Consider the following 18,946-nt stretch of genomic DNA (forward strand, 5'->3'; position numbering starts at 1 on the left):
AAACAACATTTTGCGATGTTCTTTTTTAATAAATTTCATGCTATCTATCAAAAAGACACATTGCGTAGAGTAGAATCATTATTGGAGTTTGAAGGGAAATCATCTCATTTACTAAGCGCAGAGAATTGCTATGCAGCGCGCTCGGTATGGGGATACTTGCACGACTATTATCACCACTGCGGACCCCGTCCTTTTAATAAAAATATTCACGTTAAAATGAATTTTTGGGTAGGTGTTTTAGAAGAAATAAAAGTTGATTGCCAAACCATTATTAGAGTGCAACAGCAGCATTATCCTTGGTGGCGAGAAGTGACCGAGTTTATTTTATTTGAGAGGTTGGTCCGTTACCCTGCTCAACACGATGCGACGAGTAATTTTGATGCGGCAACTGGGGTTTTATTGTTCTCCTGGCTTAAACGCCGAGGGCATGGTATTAGCATTTGCGATTCTTCTGGCAAAGCTATAATGGATTTTGAAAAGTGTTTGACTGGCTTGCATGCCCTTATTAAGGAAATAGAAGGGCTTGAAGAGATCGAGGATGATGCAACTTATAAGCAAGAAGTTGAAAGTTTTGTAATGAAAGAACTTGAGCCAGGTAATCTGAATGATCGATATATTATCCCTGATGATTATCATATTCATGATATGAATATGAAAGTTAACATACCAATTCTCTTTTTTTAACTGCGCCATATTTTTGAAATTTATGATAATGAAAGTAGACATAAGCGCACCAATCAAGGTGCGCTACTCATTCTTTTAAACCTTATGCAAAGTACCCGCCTTCACGCATATCCTGCAATAACCCCGGCCCGCTCGGCTGCCAGTTAAACGTCTGACGCGTCCACGCGCTGGATGACGGATTATCAGTAGACGCGAAAAATGCCATCCAGCCTAACCACGCTTTTGCTTCTTCCAGCGTCAGGCTTTTCACCGGCAGTGATAATCCGGTGCCGATGGTTTCGGCAATCTGCCGGAATGGCACCCCTTCTTCCTGTACTGCATGCAGAATCGCGCCCGGCTCAGCTTTTTCAGCCGCGAGGCAAAACAGTTCAGCGGCATCATCGCGATGCACCGCGGGCCAGCGATTCTCACCCTCGCCGACATACACCGCTGCACCTTTTTCCTTCGCCATATTGATGATCATCGGAATAAATCCGTGATCGCCTGCGCCATGTACGGTTGGCGGTAAACGCACCAGCGCCACGCGCACACCGCTGTCGGCCAGCGCCAGCGCGGCGACGTTGGAGTTGGAACGTGGATGCGCGCCCGCTGCTGGTTGAATCTGTTCGGTGGCGAGACGTCCCTGCGACACCAGCGCGGTGCCGGTGGTGACAATCAGCGGGCGATCTGAACCTGCCAATACGTCACCCATCGCAAGAATCGCGCGTTGGTCGACCTCGGCGGCATGATCCATGCGGCTGAAATCATGAATATATCCTGCGTGGATCACGCCATCGCTCTGTTCGACCGCCTTACGCAGGCCGTCGAGATCTTGCAGATCGCCGCGAATCACCTGCACACCTTGCTGCTGCAGTTTTTCTGCGGAAGCCTCGCTGCGCGCCAGACCTTGCACTTGATAACCGCGTGCCTGCAGTTTTTTCACAATGGCGGAACCGATAAAGCCGCTCGCCCCGGTCACAAAAATTCGCATATTGGTGCTCCACTTTTTCAAAGTTGAAGCACTATCATAAAAGTCTGCAACGCGACGAAAAGTCGTGAGCTTATACAGGTATACGCACTAACAGGATAAAGGCATGACTCCCCAAGATGACAACCTGCTCGGCAACTATCTGCGTGAACGTCGCCAGCGGCTGGATGCGGCGAAACTTGGTTACACCCTACTTCGTCGCCGCACGCCGGGCCTGCGCCGGGAAGAAGTGGCGGTGCGCGCGTGTGTCAGCACTACCTGGTATACGTGGCTAGAGCAGGGCAGAGGCGGCGCGCCATCGGAAGAAGTATTGGAACGCTTAGCCCGCGCATTTTAGCTGAGCGCCGCCGAACGCGATCATCTGTTTTTGCTGGCGCAAAATCGTCTGCCTGGTGTGACATGGCAGGCGGGTGTGGATGTTTCGCCATCACTGCAGCGCGTGCTCGACAGTATGGAGAACACGCCAGCGCTGGTCAAAACCGCAGAGTGGCAAGTGGTGGCGTGGAACCGTGCGGCAACCAAAGTGTTTGTCGATTACGCCGAACTGCCGCCTGCCCAGCGCAATATCCTGCTGATGATGTTTCGCAACGAGGAGATGAAAAAGCGTCTGCCGGACTGGCATAAAGTGACACGCGGTATGGTGGCCAACTTCCGCGCAGATGTGGCGCGCACCGGCGCCAGCGAGCATGTGCGCGCGCTGGTGGAGGAGCTGTGCGAGATGAGCGACACCTTCCGCCAGCTGTGGCAATCACAGGAAGTGAGTCAGCATGGCGAAGGTATTAAACAGCTGTGGCTGCCGGACGAAGGCGTGCTTGAGATGGAATACAGCACCTTTGCGGTTGAAGGTAAACCGGGTTTAAGCCTGGTGGTGTTTAATCCGCGTCACCAGCACGATCGGGAATGTGTGGCGCGGCTGATGGCACGTCCGTAGCGGCGCGAAAGTGGGCTTCCATCTCATCCAGCGCCGCCTGATTCTCCAGCCCCCATTGATACATCTGCTCGATCGGTGTCGCGAACGTCATGCCGAGCGGTGTTAGGCGATAATCGACTTTCGGCGGCACCACATCATAAACGTGACGCGCAATCAGCCCGCGCTGCTCCAGCTCTTTCAACGTCTGAAACAGCATCTTCTTCGAAATTCCTTGCAGACTGCGCTGGAGCTCGCCGGTGCGCGCGCGATGGTTAGGCCAATGATAGAGCGCATGCAGAACCATGCTGCTCCATTTCACCGAAAACAGATCCATTAACCGTCGCGGCGGCGAATCCGCATAAAAAAACAGTTTACCGTCTACCATCGCGGGCATAGTTCTCGTCTCCTGAATGGTTACCAAAAGGTAACTACTATCAATTTTGCACCATGTTAACTATAGTCTGCCGCCTTCAGCTAGCCAAAGCCAACTCATTTCGGAGGCCCTTTGAAAATCAATGCATTAGTCGCGCACGACGCGGCCCAACCGCTATCTTCAGGCCAGATTGCATTGCGACCGCTGCAACAGCAGGATGTCAAAATTGAAATTCTGTATTGCGGTGTGTGCCATTCGGATCTGCACATGGCCCGTAACGAATGGGCTGTCAGCCGCTATCCGCTGGTGCCGGGACATGAAATTGTCGGACGCGTTGTTGAAACCGGCGCGGACGTAACGAATTTCAAAGCCGGTGATGTAGTTGGCGTCGGCGTAATGGTCGATTCCTGCCGCGAATGCCATTTCTGTCAGCAGCAAGAAGAGCAATATTGTGAAGCCGGCTTTGTGGCGACCTATAACGGCATCGACAAATACACCGGCGACAGCACGTGGGGCGGCTATGCGCAGAATGTGGTGGTCGATCAGCACTTTGTGGTGTCCGTACCGCAAACCTTGCCACTGGCTGGCGTTGCACCGCTGCTGTGTGCGGGCGTTACCGTGTGGTCGCCGCTGCGTCACTTTAACGTAAAAGCCGGCGATAAAGTTGGCGTAGTCGGTTTGGGCGGATTAGGGCATATGGCAGTGAAGCTGGCGAGCGCAATGGGCGCGGAAGTCACGCTTTTCACCACTTCACCCGGCAAAGGTGAAGATGCGCTGCGCTTGGGTGCGACGCGCGTGGTGGTTTCACGTGACGCCGGGCAGATGGCCGCCGCGCAAACTTCACTGGATATCATCGTAGACTGCGTCTCGGCTCCGCACGATCTCGATCCTTACCTTGCCACGCTGAAAACCAACGGTCGCCTGGTGCTGGTGGGTATCCCGGAGCAACCGCACCAGTCTCCAAATGTGACGCCGATGGTAAATCGTCGTTTGAGCATTAGCGGCTCATCAATTGGCAGCATTCAGGAAACTCAGGAGATGCTGGATTTCTGCGGCAAGCACAATATCACTGCTGATATTGAAGTGATTGCCGGTCAAGAGATCGAAACAGCCTTCGCGCGCATGTTGAAGGGCGATGTTAAGTATCGTTTCGTTATCGATATGCAAGCGACACGCTGGTAAAAATATTAACGCCTGCGCTTTTCCGCAGGCGAGTTCATCCTGAAATCGCCATCTTTGCAGAGACACAAACTGCTGATAGCATTGAATTTTAAAGCAAGCCAGACCAATATTTTCGACAAACGTAGATTTTAGCTCATATAGTTACAACATACTTTAATGTGAAATGCTAACCAATAGAGCAAACTTTTGCTGACGAGCTGGTTTGGGTTAGTCAGGAAAAAAAGAAAAGTCGTGGGTGATGGGGTTACCACCCCGTTTAGGTTTTAGCCAGTTAGCGCAACAGGTTTGCCCCTAAATTTTGCGCACTGCTCTCAATAGCGCGTCACATCCTGCAATCACTTTTTGCACCATCCTGAATAAACATTTCCCGCAACGCTCCGATAACTCCCTTACAAACCATACAAAAATAATTAACGCAGGAGCAGGGAAGATGGGGCTGGTATCCCGATTACGTAACGTGCGCATCACGCGTAAGCTGTCGGCAGGATTCGGCATCGTGTTGTTGTTAGTGGCGCTGGCAACCGGATTAAGCGTGCAGCGCTTTAACGCCATTCATGACATCTATCAGAAAACCAACCTGATTTATGACATCAACATTGAAGTGTTCCAGGCCAAAATTAACCGCCTCAAATATCTGTATGGCGATGACAAATCCGGCCAGGTGATGGCAAATTACGTCACGCATGCGCAGCAACTCACCAGCGATGCGAAGCAGCTTTCATGGTCGGAAGGTGCCAGAGCGCGGGTGGATGAACTGGGAACGCACCTCGCCAGTTTCCAGAACAGCATTGGCGCGATGACGCAAGCCACGCAGCAACTCAATAGCCTGCGCTCGCAACATGATGTTTTAAGCCAGCAAGATATGACTTCGCGCTACACCCAACTGATTCGCACTCCTGTTACTAATCCTGAACTTACCAATCAAATTTACCAGCAGCTGTTCGCCATCAGCAATGTGCGCGAAGAAGCCTGGGCGCTGCGTTTTAACGTCAGCGATGCGCTGCGTAAAACGCTGGAGGATCATTTCCAGCAGGCGGATCAAGGCATGAAAGCGCTGCTGGCGCAGTTGCCGCCGGAACAGCAGGGCGAATTCACCGCACTGTGGCAGGACACCGAGAAATTCAAAAGCCTGAGTCTGCAAGCGGCGGATGCCTATGTCCAGCTGCGTGCGGCGGAAGACACCGTCAAAGTGGCGGGCGACAAGAGCAGTGCAGCGATCAAACAGATCATTACCATCGTCAAAGCGCGTAACGATGAACTGGCCAACGGCTCGGCGGCAATTTCGCTGCTGATTGGTGGTCTGGCGATTTTGTTCGGCGTGCTGGTGGCGTGGTACATCATTCGTCAGATCACGCGTCCGGTATTCCATAACCTGGAACTGGCGGAGCGCATCGCCAATGGCGATCTCAGCTCGCAGTTTGCCACCGATCGGCATGATGAACTCGGCAAGCTGACTTCGGCGATGGGACGCATGAACGAACGGCTGCGCAGCATGATCGGCGATGTGCTGAGCAGCGTTAGCAGTGTATCGCAGGCGGCCAGCGCCATTAATCAAGGCAACCTCGATTTGTCTTCACGCACCGAACAACAAGCGGCGGCGGTGGTGGAGACCGCTGCCAGCATGGAGCAACTCACCGCCACGGTGAAAAACAACGCCGCCAATGCGCGACAGGCGAGTCAGATTGCGGCGGAAGCTTCGTACAACGCCAACAAAGGCGGCATCGCGGTGCGTGATGTGGTGAACACCATGGGCGAAATCTCTGACAGCTCGAAGAAGATTGCCGATATCACCGCCGTGATTAACAGCATCGCGTTCCAGACCAACATCCTCGCGTTGAACGCGGCGGTAGAAGCCGCGCGTGCCGGCGAGCAGGGACGCGGTTTTGCCGTGGTCGCCAGCGAAGTGCGCAATCTGGCACAGCGCAGCGCCGGGGCGGCGAAAGACATCGAACAGTTGATCAATGAATCGGTCGGACGCATCAGCAATGGCCATCAGCAGGTGGCGCGCGCCGGTGAGACCATGGATCAGATTCTCGGCAGCATTGCGCGTGTGAATCAAATTATGGAAGAGATTTCCGCGGCGTCGGATGAACAGAGCCGCGGAATCGAGCAAATAGCCCATGCGGTCGGCGAGCTGGATACCACCACGCAGCAGAACGCCACGCTGGTGAGCGCCTCTTCGCACTCGGCGAACTCCCTGGAAGAGCAGGCGCTGATGCTGGAGCGATTGGTGTCGCAGTTCCGCCTACAAGGTGCTGCACGTTAGAAAAACAGCGTGGAAGTAGCTCCAGATTTACTTCCACGGTCTTTCTTTGGGTCAGCTTGCAATACTTTTTTGCGGCCGCAGAAATGCAAGGTAAATATTCTTAAAATAAAGCGATCTGCCGCCGATATTTCCCGTTAAACTGCAATTCTTGTCGTCCTGATACTTTCCCTGCATGAACTACTACTCACCTGACGATAGCCATTTGAAGCGGCGCTCCCAACGCTTCGTCCGCCGCATGTTTATCATGCGTCAGCTCGGCACGATTTTATGTTTTTTCCCGATTCTCTCAGTACTGATGGAGCGGGATCGTGGCCTGGCTTTTAGCGCCCTGTTATTTGTGAATGCGTTTCTCTGGCCGTGGCTGGCTTATCAGCGCGCGCTGCGGGCTGAAGATTCCACCGCCACCGAGCGGCACAACTTAACCCTTGATGCCGCCTTTGGTGGCATTTGGGTAGCGCTGATGGCGCTGAGTCCGCTGCCTTCCTTTGTCATCATGGCGGTGCTAGCCTCGGACCGCTATGCAGCGGGCGGTGCTGCCCAGTTGATTGCAGCGATGCAGGCATTTCTCTGCGCCTTTGTGCTGGTATGGCTGGTGGATGGCGCAGGCGTTGATTTGGCGTTCAGCACGCGAACTGTCTGGCTGAGCCTGCCGCTGGCAACCTGCTACATGCTGGTACTCAGCGTCACCTCGTACAATCTCACCTGGCAACTGCGTAAACGTAACCGCGATCTGGAGCGCATTGCGCTGATGGATCCCGGTCTGGGGATTCCCAATCGTCGCTTGTTTGAACGTCGGCTGGAGAGCGAATTTCTCAGCACGCGTCGTGGCGACAGCGCTGGCTATTTACTGCTTATAGATCTCGATTATTTCAAATCGGTAAACGATACGTGGGGACACGAGGCGGGGGATTTCCTGCTGGCGGAAATTTCATCGCTGCTGCGAAATCATGTGGGATTGCAGGATATTCCGGCGCGTTTTGGCGGCGATGAGCTAGGCGTGATTGTGCATCATGCCAGCGACGAATCGGTGGTGGCGCTGGCCCAACGTTTGCAGGAGAAGATTGCGCAGGTGCGTTTACCGGCATCGGCGGAGTTTCGTTGTTCGGTAAGTATAGGTATTGCATCGGCAGCGCATGCAGAATCCATACGTCACTGGTTGCGGCATGCCGATGAAGCGCTGTATGAGGTGAAACGCGCCGGACGCAACGGCGTGCGCTTGTGGCAACCGTCGCTGGCCGGCGCGGCCTGAATTACACGAACTCGGGTTCGCAGTTCACTGGGAAGTTAAGCGAGTTAGCAATAAAGCAGGCTTCGTGGGCCTGATGATGCAGTTCACGCGCGCGGTCCGCATCCGCCGGATCGCGCAGCGCAATGCGCGGTTTCAACGTGATGTTGGTAAACCGACCGCGCGTGCCCTCAATCATTGTCCCTTCTGCTGCATCTTCATAAGCTTCCACCACAATTCCGGCGTCAGAACATAAATGCAGATACCACAATTTGTGGCATGCCGAGGCCGAAGCCAGCAATAACTCTTCCGGATTCCAGCGCGTGGCATCCCCGCGAAACGCTGGATCGGCGCTTAGCGCTATCGTCTCTTTGCCAGCGGCAATCAGCTCCGCGTTACGATCGTAAGCGGTATAAGATGCGGTGCCGTTGCCGCGGTTGCCGGTCCAGCGCACCGTGACCTGATAATGGTGTTCTTTTGCTGCCATTACTGATGCTCCTTTTAAAATGAACATGACATCAGCAGACTATCAGGAATTGCTGCTACAACGCCTGCGATCGGTGATATCGATTTTCATGAAAGGAAAGGGGCTGTGTAATTTGTTTATAGCGAAGGCTGTTAGGTAAACTTAAGGAATCGGATAACGTTTAAGGGAAAATTTACCACGTTAGAGACAAACCGCCTGATCCTCCGACAATGGCAGCAAACAGACTTACAACCCTTTGCCGAACTCAATGCCGATCCCGAAGTGATGAAGTATTTCCCGAAAACGCTGAGTCGTCAGGAAAGCGACAACGTCGTTGCAAGATTTAAGGCGATGATTGGTGCAAACCAGGGTTGGGGTTTATGGGCCGTTGAGATGAAAGCCACCGGCGAATTTGTCGGCAGCGTGGGTTTAGCACAGCAGCCAGATCGCTTCGATTTTTCTCCCTGCACGGAAATTGGCTGGCGTATTAATAAAAAGTTCTGGGGGCAGGGAATCGCCAAAGAAGCCGCCCAGGCATCGTTGGCTTACGCGTTTAATGTTTTGCATCTTCCCGAGGTCGTTTCGTTCACCAGTACTCATAACACGCCATCTGAGAAGCTGATGCAGCGATTGGGGATGCAGAAACACACTATCTTTCTCCATCCCGCGTTACCTGCCGATCACGCACTAGCTGAGCATGTGCTGTATAAGATTTTCCACAACAACTTCATTGACTCGCCTCTCTAAACCCGGCATCAGTCAATGTCGCCCGCACATGAGGAAGACTCTGCGGATAATTTTGCTGAATAAACTCAATCATCTTTTCCCGCACGTAACAGCGTAAATCAAAGGCGGTGGGGGAATTCTGCGCCGTCATCAATAATCTGATGGTCATGGTTTTGTCAGTGGTATCCGTAACCTGAAGCACCTGAGTTTGTTGATCCCAGAGTTTAGTTTCACTGAGGACTTTTTCAAAATGCTTACGCAGAGGATCTAATGGCATCGAATAATCGAGGTAAAGAAAAACAGAGCCTAATATTTGGGCGTTATTGCGCGTCCAGTTCTGAAAGGCATTTTCGGTAAAGTAGGTGATGGGCAAAACTAAACGACGCAGATCCCAAATACGCACCACAACATAAGTCAAGTTGATCTCTTCAATCCAGCCCCATTCATTTTCCACCACCACAGCATCATCAATTTTTATCGGTTGGGTAAAGGCGATCTGAATCCCGGCGAACAGGTTAACCAGCGATTTCTGCAGAGCAAAGCCAATGATTATACCGGCAACGCCGGCACCAGCGAGAATGGTCGTGCCGAATTTTCGCACGCCAGGGAAACTGAGCAAAATTAGCGAAAGACATAATGTCACCAGTACGACAATCGCGACTTTTTTCACATACATTATCTGCGTGCGAATTTTTCGCGCACGAAGGTTATTCGAAAGATTGATGTCATAGCGAATAAATAGCATATCCTGCGCCACATTAATCAATCGAATAAGTACCGAGCAAAAGGATAAAATAATGAATATATTAACGGTGGTGGTAATAAAGCTCAGAGATCCTGGCTGGATATTAACATAACTAAGTCCAGCACTAATTAACAATAAAGGGATAAACAGAAACAGCGATCCGCTCAGATGCTTTTCCAGTGACTTGAACAGTTTTCTGTCACGTTTTTGCCAGTAGCGAATAAATCTAAGGAGAATAAATCGCGCCAGAAATCCTATTGCGAGTGAGAGAGTGACAAGCATAACAGCAGGCACCCATGTTGGAGCACCAGATAACTCATCAAATAATAATGGCATTACTTTCCCTTTTATTAAGCCAACAACCGTGGTTGTCAGATAAGTCAAAAAATTCAGTAACCATTCTGATATCGGTTATCTGCAGATTATTTATTCATACTTATCAGTATAGACGCTGTAGCAGGCAGGGGATGGGTGGCGTATGCATCGGTCGCCACAAATGGCGACCCTTAGGCAGTTTGGCGAGGTTTTTGTAGGGTGCGCATTGATGCGCACCTGTTACGAAAGGAGGTAAATCAATCACTTTGAAACTACAACTTTAGCTGGCTGCCTAAAATAGCATCGGCTTCCTGCAGTGTCACATCGAGTCCCGCAGAGGGCGTAAATGTCAATTCGCCAAAAATAACCTTACCGTTGAGAAGGTAGAAGTCAGCACGAACAAATTTAAAATCAGCGGCCAGTTTAACCGCATACTCTTTCATGTTATTGAAACCTTCCGGCATTTTTGGATAGCTATTGGTATTGATTAATTCAACAGTATCTTCAAAGGGAAGCGGATGCCAGTTCATATCAAAATAGTAGAATTTAGGTGTACCTTTCTCTCGCTCCATGCACACCATTACCGCATAAGGTTTTCCATTGAAACAGTAGAATTTATAATCCTCTGGGAATCCACCACGTTTATTCTCAATGTATTTTTCGCATAAGATTTTACGGTCAATTTTCTTATACTGCGGCTCAATGAAATGGGAGGAGAAATCCTGCTTCAACCACTTACTGAGTTGCCTGTTGGTTTTTTCAATGTCCAGCGATGCTTTGCTATCACAGATTATGTTGTAACCTGCGCCATGGTTACACTTAAGTGCGAATTTATTGGGTAATGCGCGGTAGTCAATATCCATTGGGTCATCATACACGCCGTAGAGTTCATTCAGGATTTCACCACACCCTTTCGCTATCACATACTCCCGAACCTTATACTTATCCGCGCACAAGGTATAAATATCACCATTTAACTCATTGAATTTGAGCCACTGAATTTTTTCATTGAAATTGATTGGATTGGTTAAGTTCAGCTTTTTCTTGAACTTAATATAGTAATGTGTTTTAGCGCAAAATTCTGGGTACATATATGCGCTGATTTTTAACGCTGATTTGACTGTGTGTTTTATCATTTTCATTAAAATTATCTCAGTTTGAAAATGTTAAGATGCATTTTGATGATTGTTTTATTTCTGAAGAAGTAATTGAGTAAAGTGCAAGACATAATCTCAACGATCAAAAAACAGTATGCGGCCCCATTAATGCCGAAGGAATTAATCATTAGCCATGAAAGCGGTATGGTTAAGACACAACATAAAAACATCTTTTTAGCCAGGTAACTGTATCCGGACTCTTTGATCATATAGCGATAACAAATTGTACCTAATGCAGAGAACATAGTGCCGATGATAATGATGGGAATGATACTCACGGAATCCATATACTTATCGCCATACAGTAAATGGATGAAGTATTCACCAAAAAAGTAGAATCCAGCTAACGCTATAAGCGAACACAAGATGACAATTCGGTTGATTTTAATGAGTAGCATTTCAACGGTGATTTGATCTTTTTCACTGTATATCTTTGAGAAGAAGCTTGTTATTAATGCCAATACGATAAATGACCAGGCACCTCCTATGGTTAACGCGACGCTATACACGCCCAGATTTGAGTAAGAAAGGATTTTTGCCAAAAAAATGCTCGATATCTGCGTATAGATGTCAGCCGATAGACTCGATAAAATCAGCGCACCGCCGGTGAATAACATATGACGGTTATACATTCCGGCGCCTTTACGATTCTCATTTATTTTTGTGGTGTAGTTAAAATAGATAAGACGCAGGAAATAAGGTATGAGCGGGATGATAACAATAGGAATGGTGAAGTAGTACACGGGCATTTTGAAGTATGAAATAGAGAATCGAATCAACAAGGCAACAGATAAGCCGATCACATTGGTGATAGTGTTTATTTTTGATTTTAATTGCGTGTTGTTGTAGATGGAAAAGAAGTCCATCACAATGTAGTAAGTGGCAATACAGTTGGCCACACCAAATAGAAACACAATGATGTCAGTGAAGAAGTAGAGGTAGATCAATACCGCGCTTGATGACAGGAGAAAGAAAAATCGCCGTTGATTTTGTGTGTGTATCGCTAATGCGATCCCAGACTTACTCTTTTCACTCATGCGTTTAAAGATGATGTTCTGACCGCCAAACCACGATAGCGTTTGCACAAATATAAACAGAGAAGTTGAAATGTTTATTTTGCCATAGTCTTCAGGGCCAACGTATTTTGCCATCAGCGCATTAATATACAGTAGCCCGATGATATTGACTGACTTTTCTAACATGATCCATATTGAGTTAGAGTACATTGCATGTCTCTCATCTACAGAGCTGTGTTGATAGCGTTAAGGACTGTTTATAAGCCATCCGCAAAAAATGAAGCTTTCTTCTATATGCATTAATGTTGTGTATTATTGCGAAATATTCATATAAAAAACACCCAATATTACTGTTTATTCTGCAGGCTAAATTAATTGGTTGACAGTGTGGCTGCTGATATCCAATTAGTGAAGGGTTTTTTTATTAATCAGATTAATGACGTGCGTTTTCAAATATTGAGTCCATTATTTAATCGTGTTCGACTCTATATATTGTGATGATGATCATGATTTTCTTTAACGGGGCTAATTACCGAGAGCACACAGTGTAGCGGCGCAATTGATTGCGCGATTATGCCCTATTTCATGGGGCTGATTTCTGACCACGTCAGTACCGCTGTGGCTTACAGCCTGCCGCTGCTGTGCTTTGTCGTGGTGATGGCCTATGCATTGAGGCAGTGCAGACATTCATAATGCGATGAGTGGCTTGAGGGGCGATTCTGCGGAATCGCCTTACGAGTGAACGTTAAAGTAATGCGTGCAAATGCCGATAATCGTTTCAGGCTTTTAAAAGCTGTTTTTGTACTCAATATTCGTATTAATCAGGAGAGCAAGATGGATGTATCACAAATTACATCACTGGCTACCGGCCTTGATAACATGGAACTGGCTAATAAAATAAGCACATTAGTACTGAAGAAGACATTTGATAATCAGCAATCGATGGCGAGCGGCATTCTGGATTCGATTCCTCAGTTGCCTGCAAACCCTGCAATTGGGCGCAACATTAATACCACTGCCTGAAGTCAGCATTAACGGTTTTATGGAGTGATGTCGATCGGGTATCACTCCTCAAATGATTAAGTAGTGTTGGCATGTTATTAGCGGAAGAAATTACAGGATGAAGGTGTCGATCACATATCCTGTTCGCGCAGTATTTTGCCGACATTTCCGCCCGGATGGACGTTGAGCAGCCGCTGCTGATCGAAGCCGTTACGCAGCATGATGTTACAGCACAGCGCATCGAACACCGCCAGCACCAGCATGATAGAAGTGGTAGCCAGCATATTAAGCGGGTCGATCTCCCGCTGGATATGCGTTTTCACCACCAGCGTAGCGGCGTCGGCAATCGCTGAGTCCAGGTTTTCCGTCACGCTGATGATAGCAACGCCTTTGGTTTTAAGCGTCGGCAGCAGGCGCGTCAGTTCTTCAGAATTACCGCCTCGTGAAATCAGGATCATCAGGTCGTTGTTGCGCATAAATCCCAGGTCACCGTGGGCTGCATCGGTAGCGTTGAGGTACACTGCCGGTTGTTCGACGCACGCCAGCATATGGGCGATTTTCCGCGCGGCAATGCCCGAGGTGCCAACACCGGTCACAACAATTTTACCGTGACATCCGGTAACCAGCATCAGGAGCTGATGCCAGGTTTCGGCATCAAGATTACGCTGTAACGCCAGTAATTCCTCGCTATAGGTCTGCCAGGCCTGACATGCCTGAGTAAATTCTTCTTCCGCATTCATTCGGTTTTCCCCTGCATCAGGTCACGATATTTCATGCTGTCGTGATACATCTCGTGGAATACGCGGTATTTACGATCGTAATACTCTTTGATTTTGTTGGTCTGTGGTGTGATGGTTTTACCAATGCGACTCATTGCAGCCATGGCTTCCGGCAGCGAATCATAGACACCCGCTGCAACGGTGCCCATCATGGCGCTGCCGAGCAACATCGCTTCACTCTCTTCCGGCAACAGCATTGCGCAACCTGTCGCGTTGGAATGCTCCTGCACAAAAATCGGGTTTTTAGTGCCGCCACCACTCGCCATCATGGTATCAATGCAATAACCACTCTGGTTCATGGTTTCAATAATATGACGAGTGCCGAGCGCCAGCGCCTGAATGGTGGCGAGATAATGCAGCGCCATGTCTTCCGGTGTGCGAGACAATTTCAGGCCAGTCAACGTGCCCGTCAGTGTTGGATTTGCACGCGGTGAGCGGTTGCCGTGGAAATAGGGCAACATATGAATGTCTTTGGTCAGGAACGCGATATTTTCTGGCTCACCCGCCATGTTGCGCAAAATACCGTTCAGAATTTCATAAATCGTTTTGCCGCTGTCTTTGCCCTGTTTGAGTAAATCCTGATAACACGGGTGGGACTGAATGACATGATCAATTAACGCGCCGGTAGTCGATTGTCCGCCTTCATTTAGCCAGTAATCCGGCAGAATCGCCGAATAATATGGCCCCCAGATCCCACCGATATAGCGCGCGCTACGCGACATTGCCATATGAGCGGTGGACGTCCCGCCAATCAGCGCGATGCGATTATCGAAATCCGCTGATTCGCCGGATACGCCGCTGGCACCCAGAATGCCAAGGCTACCCGCGTGGGCATCAATAATGGAGACGCTGACCGCCGTACCGGCAATCAACCCCATTTCTGCAGCGGCGCGCTGAGTTAATCCATGACCCAGCGGCTCACCCATGGTTTTTACTTCACTACCGATTTTCGACGCGTTGTTTTCCAGCAAATCTTCCAGACCGATCTGGCGGAAATAGCTCGAGTCCCAGCGGTCTTCGTGACCGATATACGTCCATTTGCAGACGGTGGAGCACAACGAACGCGTGGTGTCCTGCGTGGCGCGCCAGGTAAGAAAATCAGGCAGGTCGAACAGATGCCCGACGTTGCTCCAGGTCGTCGGCATGTGTTGCTTCAGCCACAGCAGTTTTGGCGTCTGCATTTCTGGTGAGATGATTCCGCCGACAAATTCCAGCACGCGGTGGCCGGTGGCATTGATGCGTTCTGCCTGCGTGATAGCACGGTGATCCATCCATACAATAATGTTCTGCTCGCTTCGCCCGGACGGGCTGACGGTCAGCGGTTTACCTTCTTTATCCAGCACCACCAGCGAACAAGTGGCGTCAAAACCGATGCCTTTCACCTGAATAGGATTGATATCTGCCTGATTAACCGCGTCTTTTACGGCGTTACAGACGGATTGCCAAATCTCATCGGAAGACTGTTCGACGAAATCGGCTTTCGGGCGGTACAGCGTGATCTCACGGCTGGCCTGGCCGACCATGCGGCCGGTCATATCGAAGACGCCTGCGCGGGCGCTGCCGGTTCCTACGTCTATTCCAATAAAATATGTCGCCATGTTTTTTCCCCTCGTAAAAATCTTTCGCTTATGATTTTCTGTTTTGCAGAGCGATAAACAGGATCAGAACGCAACCCCACAGCGCCATGGTCAGATAACTGCTAACGCCCATCAGGTTAAGGCCGCTCTCGAGCATTTGCAGGACGATCAACGCCAGTACCAGTCCGATGACCCGGCCAAACCCGCCGTCGGGATTAATTCCACCGAGTACAGAAGCCAGAATGGTCACCAGCAAATAGGAGTCGCCATAGCCTGCTTTGGCCGAGTTGAATTTGGACATCATCAGCAGTGCCGCGCCCCATCCGAGCAGCGCGGAAAGCACATACACCGCGAGAGTAACTTTGTGGGTATTGACACCACTGAACCGCGTGGCCTGTTCGTTGGAACCCATCAGATAGAGGCTGCGTCCCAGCGTGGTATGTTCCAGTAACACCCACAACAGCAGCGCCACCAGCAGGAATAACAGCAGCGCCACCGGAATGCCAAGCAGGCTGCCGTTGCTGAGATACTGAATGGCTGCCGGGAAGCCGGAAATCACAGCACCATTGGTTAGCAGAATATTCAGCCCGCCAATCAGCGTCATGGTACCGAGGGTCGCCAGAATCGGCGAAACACCGATATAGGCGATCAGTGCGCCATTGAGCGCGCCAATGAGCACAGCGATGACCAGACCCGCGAGCATCGCCAGCGCGAAATATTCTGGCTGGTTCGGGTGCGCGACCAGAATGGCCGCCATCGCCAGCGAACAGGCATTGGCTCCGGCAATGACCGACAGATTGATACCGCCGGTGAGCATGGTGATACCCATACCCAGCGCCAGCATGCCCAGAATCGGTAACTGAGAGGAGATCGACTGGAAATTGCCGACGCTGTAAAAACTGCCGCCCAGCGTGAACGAGAACAGCACGGCAACGGCGACGATGATCAATAACTGCAAGCGGATGATGCGATCGCCAGGAAAGAAGCGGTTTAAGGTTGTCATGTCACATTCCCTTTGCCAGTTTGCGTTTTTCATTCCACGCGGTGCTGCTGATGCTAACCAGAATGATCACGCCGCTGAAAACCTGATGCCAGTAAGATGAAATGCTCAGCAAGGTCATACCATTTTGCAGGAAGGCCAGCAGCATTACCCCCAGAATGGTGCCGGTCAGCGAGCCACGGCCACCGGTCATGCTGGTGCCGCCTAATACCACCGCCGCCAGCACCGTCAGCTCATAACCCAGCAGGGAATTAGGCGCGACAGACTGGGTGATTTGCGCCTGAACCACGGCCGCTATACCCGCCAGCAATCCCATAAATCCGTATACATAAAAATGCAGTCGCAGGATGTTCAGGCCGAGACGCGACGCAGCGTCACGGTTGCTGCCCATGGCATAAATCTGGCGCCCCACGCGTGTGCGGTTCATCAACACGCCGGTGGCGATGATCACGCCCAGCAAGCTAAGCAGCGGCAGAGTCAGGCCATAGTCGTAGCCGTCGGCGGCGGTAAAGGAGAACCAATTAATACCGTTCATAAACCAGTCGGGAAACCCGTATAACCAGGTGCCATTGGTGACATACACCAGCAGACCGTAAAACAGGTTTAACGTGGCAATGGTGATAATGATGGCCGGAACGCGCAGCCAGTACACCAGAAAACCGTTGACCAGCCCGAGCAGCAACCCGCTGCCCATCGACAGGGCAAATGCCAACGGAAAGCTACCGCCGTGATGGATGATGTAACTGGCCATCACGTACTGACCGATTGAGGTGATGGCCGGGAAGGAGATGTCGATGCCCCCGGCAATTAACACCACAAACAGTCCACAGGCCAGAATGGCAAGAATGGCGTAGCTGGTGGCGACGTCAGTCAGATTACCCAGGGTCATAAATTCACTGGTGCCGACGCTTAAGCCAATCACCAGCAGCAGAACCAGTAATCCCAGCCAGAACTCGTGCTGGGAAGACAGTTTCGACAGAGATTTATTATCCATTAATCACCTCCGCAATCTGCGCTTCGCTGCTTTGGTGCGGCGCGAATTCCGCTACCAGTTCGCCTTTGCGCATCACCAGCACGCGATGACTGTTGTAATAGGCTTCCGGAATTTCATCGCAAATCATCAGCACCGCCATGCCAGATTCCGCCAAATCGCGTGCGATGCGATAAATTCCCTCTTTGTTGGCAATATCTACGCCGACGGTCGGCGAATCGAGGATCAGAATATGGGGTCGCGTTGCTACCCATTTGGCGATGGCGATCCGCTGCGCGTTACCGCCGGAAAGGGTTTTAACGGGTAACTGGCTATCCGAAACTTTGATGTTCAAATCGCGGATCAGGTCTCTCACCACCGCTGCGGCTTTCTGATGGTCCATTAATCCTGCGCCGGTGTGCAGCTTGTCGAAAATGGACACCAGCGTGTTGTCATAAATGGATTGTTCCATGATCAGACCCTGCGTCAGACGGTCTTCTGACACATAAGCAATGCCGTGACGGATGGCGTCGCGGTTACTGTGGAATTGCACCACATTGCCGTTAACGCGAATTTCTCCGCTATCTGGTTGGCTCATGCCGAACAGGCTCAGACAGAGTTCCGTCCGGCCCGAACCGAGCAGGCCAATAATCGAGGTGATTTCACCCTGGCGCAGCGCCAGTGAAATATTCTGATACTGACCTTTGCGGCTTAGTTGGCTGACTTCAAGGAGTGGCGTTACGTTAGCTGGCGCACGATGCGGCAGATGACTGTAGGTAAAACGTTGTCCGGTCATCAGGAATGCCAGTTCATTACTGTCGAGTTCGCTGGCCGGATAGGTGCCAACCAGTTTGCCGTCGCGCATCACGCTGATGCGATCGGCCACTTCCATCACCTCATCAAGACGGTGGCTGACAAACACCACGCAGATACCGGCGGATTTGAGCTCATTCACTACGCGCAATAGACCATTCACTTCAGTACGAGTCAGCGATGCGGTCGGTTCATCCATAATCACTAAACTGGCGTCAGCGGCGATAGCGCGGCATATGGCGACTAATTGGCGATCGGCGATCGACAGCTTTTCGACTTTACGATCCGGATCCAGAGAGACTCCGACCCGTTGCATCGCTGCCACCGCTTTTTTGCGCATTGCCTCGCGATGTACCCAAAAATCTCCGCCGGGTAAATAACGGTGAATGGCAATGTTTTCGGCTACCGACAGGTTGGGAAATAAAGACAAATCCTGATAAATAACCTGAATGCCGTAATACGAAGAGAGCTGGGGCGTAAGAGTATGAAATAGTTTTCCGTCCAGCGTAATGGCCGCGCCTTTTTCCGGCTGATAAACACCAGAAATGACTTTAATGATGGTACTTTTGCCACAGCCATTTTGACCAGCAAGGCAATGCACTTCGCCTTTATTTAACGTCAGGCTGACATTGTCTAATGCTAGTACGCCGGGAAATTTTTTGCTGATTCTTTCAAGGCTGATAAAGGCCTCATAAGGGGCAGGGGACGTATTAAGCGTATTCATCACCGATCCTTAAGCATATCCTTTGTAATTCCAGTGGGCATTGGCTGCG

General features: G+C 50.5%; 17 protein-coding genes and 2 pseudogenes. 8 read left to right on the forward strand and 11 right to left on the reverse strand.

From position 1 onward, the window contains the following. Positions 1–15 precede the first annotated feature (15 nt). Positions 16–684 (forward strand): DUF6421 family protein, encoded by a 669-nt coding sequence (locus KVT28_RS08915; protein ID WP_146001282.1) that lies wholly within the window; start codon positions 16–18, stop codon positions 682–684. 82 nt (positions 685–766) lie between these two features. On the opposite strand, the gene KVT28_RS08920 is transcribed toward KVT28_RS08915, so the two are convergent. Further along, the gene (locus tag KVT28_RS08920) at positions 767–1,654 is read right to left on the reverse strand and encodes an SDR family oxidoreductase (protein WP_217547818.1); all 888 of its coding nucleotides are present in this window, start codon (positions 1,652–1,654) and stop codon (positions 767–769) included. 103 nt (positions 1,655–1,757) lie between these two features. Here KVT28_RS08920 and KVT28_RS08925 point away from each other — a divergent pair. After that, a pseudogene (locus tag KVT28_RS08925) lies at positions 1,758–2,582 on the forward strand (helix-turn-helix transcriptional regulator). On the opposite strand, the gene KVT28_RS08930 reads toward KVT28_RS08925, so the two are convergent. Further along, positions 2,524–2,955, reverse strand: coding sequence for a helix-turn-helix domain-containing protein (locus tag KVT28_RS08930; RefSeq protein WP_101761216.1), 432 nt, complete (start codon positions 2,953–2,955; stop codon positions 2,524–2,526). The pseudogene KVT28_RS08925 and the gene KVT28_RS08930 overlap by 59 nt on opposite strands. Before the next feature lie 111 nt (positions 2,956–3,066). Between KVT28_RS08930 and KVT28_RS08935 the strand changes: the two genes are divergently transcribed. The 3 genes from KVT28_RS08935 to KVT28_RS08945 all read left to right on the forward strand — a co-directional run bounded on the left by KVT28_RS08935 (position 3,067) and on the right by KVT28_RS08945 (position 7,631). Continuing rightward, positions 3,067–4,116 (forward strand): NAD(P)-dependent alcohol dehydrogenase, encoded by a 1,050-nt coding sequence (locus KVT28_RS08935; protein WP_217547820.1) that lies wholly within the window; start codon positions 3,067–3,069, stop codon positions 4,114–4,116. Positions 4,117–4,546: 430 nt separating this feature from the next. Next, positions 4,547–6,382 carry a methyl-accepting chemotaxis protein gene (locus KVT28_RS08940; RefSeq protein ID WP_217547822.1) on the forward strand — a complete coding sequence of 612 codons (1,836 nt, stop codon included), beginning with the start codon at positions 4,547–4,549 and terminating at the stop codon, positions 6,380–6,382. Positions 6,383–6,554: 172 nt separating this feature from the next. After that, positions 6,555–7,631 (forward strand): diguanylate cyclase, encoded by a 1,077-nt coding sequence (locus KVT28_RS08945; protein ID WP_217547824.1) that lies wholly within the window; start codon positions 6,555–6,557, stop codon positions 7,629–7,631. Position 7,632: 1 nt separating this feature from the next. Here the strand turns inward: KVT28_RS08945 and KVT28_RS08950 are convergent, their stop codons facing one another. Further along, positions 7,633–8,094: an OsmC family protein gene (locus KVT28_RS08950; protein WP_192235299.1), complete on the reverse strand. Its 462-nt coding sequence runs from the start codon at positions 8,092–8,094 to the stop codon at positions 7,633–7,635. A 153-nt stretch (positions 8,095–8,247) separates the two neighbouring features. Here KVT28_RS08950 and KVT28_RS08955 point away from each other — a divergent pair, with 153 nt between their 5' ends. Then, a complete protein-coding gene (locus KVT28_RS08955; protein ID WP_217548518.1) occupies positions 8,248–8,820 on the forward strand; it encodes a GNAT family N-acetyltransferase in 573 nt (190 codons plus the stop codon). Here the strand turns inward: KVT28_RS08955 and KVT28_RS08960 are convergent. From KVT28_RS08960 to KVT28_RS08970, 3 genes are all read right to left on the reverse strand, one after another. Beyond that, positions 8,801–9,880: a mechanosensitive ion channel family protein gene (locus tag KVT28_RS08960; protein WP_217547826.1), complete on the reverse strand. Its 1,080-nt coding sequence runs from the start codon at positions 9,878–9,880 to the stop codon at positions 8,801–8,803. The two genes, KVT28_RS08955 and KVT28_RS08960, sit on opposite strands and share 20 nt — an antisense overlap. A gap of 251 nt (positions 9,881–10,131) precedes the next feature. Beyond that, the gene (locus KVT28_RS08965) at positions 10,132–11,001 is read right to left on the reverse strand and encodes an ATP-grasp fold amidoligase family protein (protein WP_217547829.1); all 870 of its coding nucleotides are present in this window, start codon (positions 10,999–11,001) and stop codon (positions 10,132–10,134) included. 5 nt (positions 11,002–11,006) lie between these two features. Continuing rightward, positions 11,007–12,242, reverse strand: coding sequence for an oligosaccharide flippase family protein (locus tag KVT28_RS08970; RefSeq protein WP_217547831.1), 1,236 nt, complete (start codon positions 12,240–12,242; stop codon positions 11,007–11,009). A gap of 357 nt (positions 12,243–12,599) precedes the next feature. On the opposite strand from KVT28_RS08970, the pseudogene KVT28_RS27760 reads away from it, so the two are divergent. Both KVT28_RS27760 and KVT28_RS08975 read left to right on the forward strand, forming a co-directional pair. After that, positions 12,600–12,725 (forward strand): annotated as a pseudogene (locus tag KVT28_RS27760) (glucose/galactose MFS transporter); the annotation flags it as partial. A 141-nt stretch (positions 12,726–12,866) separates the two neighbouring features. Beyond that, complete coding sequence (locus KVT28_RS08975; protein ID WP_217548520.1) at positions 12,867–13,055, forward strand: YjfB family protein; 189 nt, start codon at positions 12,867–12,869, stop codon at positions 13,053–13,055. Between the two features lie 110 nt (positions 13,056–13,165). On the opposite strand, the gene KVT28_RS08980 is transcribed toward KVT28_RS08975, so the two are convergent. The 5 genes from KVT28_RS08980 to KVT28_RS09000 are packed head-to-tail and all read right to left on the reverse strand — an operon-like array spanning position 13,166 to position 18,897. Beyond that, complete coding sequence (locus KVT28_RS08980; protein ID WP_110867098.1) at positions 13,166–13,774, reverse strand: SIS domain-containing protein; 609 nt, start codon at positions 13,772–13,774, stop codon at positions 13,166–13,168. Next, positions 13,771–15,411 carry an FGGY-family carbohydrate kinase gene (locus KVT28_RS08985; protein WP_192414593.1) on the reverse strand — a complete coding sequence of 547 codons (1,641 nt, stop codon included), beginning with the start codon at positions 15,409–15,411 and terminating at the stop codon, positions 13,771–13,773. Before KVT28_RS08985 ends, KVT28_RS08980 begins: the two co-directional genes overlap by 4 nt. 28 nt (positions 15,412–15,439) lie before the next feature. Beyond that, positions 15,440–16,393, reverse strand: coding sequence for an ABC transporter permease (locus KVT28_RS08990; RefSeq protein ID WP_110867099.1), 954 nt, complete (start codon positions 16,391–16,393; stop codon positions 15,440–15,442). Between the two features lies 1 nt (position 16,394). Further along, positions 16,395–17,384, reverse strand: a complete 990-nt coding sequence (locus KVT28_RS08995; protein ID WP_217547834.1) for an ABC transporter permease — start codon at positions 17,382–17,384, stop codon at positions 16,395–16,397. Then, on the reverse strand, positions 17,377–18,897 hold the full coding sequence (locus KVT28_RS09000; protein WP_217547836.1) for a sugar ABC transporter ATP-binding protein: 1,521 nt from the start codon (positions 18,895–18,897) through the stop codon (positions 17,377–17,379). Before KVT28_RS09000 ends, KVT28_RS08995 begins: the two co-directional genes overlap by 8 nt. Between the last annotated feature and the right edge of the window lie 49 nt (positions 18,898–18,946).

Origin of the sequence: Pantoea sp. GbtcB22, from assembly GCF_019091025.1 — a bacterium.
Classification (GTDB): domain Bacteria; phylum Pseudomonadota; class Gammaproteobacteria; order Enterobacterales; family Enterobacteriaceae; genus Pantoea; species Pantoea leporis.

Excerpts from the sequence above, each read along its gene's own strand:
- KVT28_RS08950 (WP_192235299.1), bottom strand. The coding sequence starts at position 8,094 with ATGGCAGCAAAAGAACACCATTATCAGGTCACGGTGCGCTGGACCGGC.
- KVT28_RS08915 (WP_146001282.1), top strand. The coding sequence starts at position 16 with ATGTTCTTTTTTAATAAATTTCATGCTATCTATCAAAAAGACACATTG.
- KVT28_RS08970 (WP_217547831.1), bottom strand. The coding sequence starts at position 12,242 with ATGTACTCTAACTCAATATGGATCATGTTAGAAAAGTCAGTCAATATC.
- KVT28_RS09000 (WP_217547836.1), bottom strand. The coding sequence starts at position 18,897 with ATGAATACGCTTAATACGTCCCCTGCCCCTTATGAGGCCTTTATCAGC.
- KVT28_RS08945 (WP_217547824.1), top strand. The coding sequence starts at position 6,555 with ATGAACTACTACTCACCTGACGATAGCCATTTGAAGCGGCGCTCCCAA.
- KVT28_RS08990 (WP_110867099.1), bottom strand. The coding sequence starts at position 16,393 with ATGACAACCTTAAACCGCTTCTTTCCTGGCGATCGCATCATCCGCTTG.
- KVT28_RS08920 (WP_217547818.1), bottom strand. The coding sequence starts at position 1,654 with ATGCGAATTTTTGTGACCGGGGCGAGCGGCTTTATCGGTTCCGCCATT.
- KVT28_RS08975 (WP_217548520.1), top strand. The coding sequence starts at position 12,867 with ATGGATGTATCACAAATTACATCACTGGCTACCGGCCTTGATAACATG.
- KVT28_RS08985 (WP_192414593.1), bottom strand. The coding sequence starts at position 15,411 with ATGGCGACATATTTTATTGGAATAGACGTAGGAACCGGCAGCGCCCGC.
- KVT28_RS08960 (WP_217547826.1), bottom strand. The coding sequence starts at position 9,880 with ATGCCATTATTATTTGATGAGTTATCTGGTGCTCCAACATGGGTGCCT.
- KVT28_RS08940 (WP_217547822.1), top strand. The coding sequence starts at position 4,547 with ATGGGGCTGGTATCCCGATTACGTAACGTGCGCATCACGCGTAAGCTG.
- KVT28_RS08980 (WP_110867098.1), bottom strand. The coding sequence starts at position 13,774 with ATGAATGCGGAAGAAGAATTTACTCAGGCATGTCAGGCCTGGCAGACC.
- KVT28_RS08965 (WP_217547829.1), bottom strand. The coding sequence starts at position 11,001 with ATGAAAATGATAAAACACACAGTCAAATCAGCGTTAAAAATCAGCGCA.
- KVT28_RS08995 (WP_217547834.1), bottom strand. The coding sequence starts at position 17,384 with ATGGATAATAAATCTCTGTCGAAACTGTCTTCCCAGCACGAGTTCTGG.
- KVT28_RS08930 (WP_101761216.1), bottom strand. The coding sequence starts at position 2,955 with ATGCCCGCGATGGTAGACGGTAAACTGTTTTTTTATGCGGATTCGCCG.